Raw genomic sequence first — 261 nt, 5'->3', positions numbered from 1 at the left:
ATTTATTTTAAAATCTAATGATGATTTATTTTCTACAAATTTATCAATATTAATCCAACTTAAATTATTCGTCATTATTGAGTTAGCAGTACTGTCAATTGTGTAATATTTTCCTGGAAAATAACCTATAGTATCTACTATATTTTCTACAACTGTAATTCCTCCTCCAGCAGTATGAAGAACATCTTTGTTATGAATAATAGTTTTTCTCTCGGCTAAAATATCCCATGCAAATTGACCTAAAGTATCAACTTTCGCTGA

1 protein-coding gene is annotated in these 261 nt (G+C 27.6%); it reads right to left on the bottom strand.

Going from position 1 to position 261, the window contains the following annotated elements; genetic code table 11:
* Window positions 1-261, bottom strand: a 261-nt coding sequence (locus ACY2RW_RS16195; protein WP_490123769.1) for a hypothetical protein, incomplete at both ends; no start/stop codon positions are given.

The organism is Polaribacter sp. 2305UL8-11, assembly GCF_058147165.1.
Note: the sequence above shows the minus strand (reverse complement) of the source record. Positions and strands in the feature narration are given on the sequence as shown.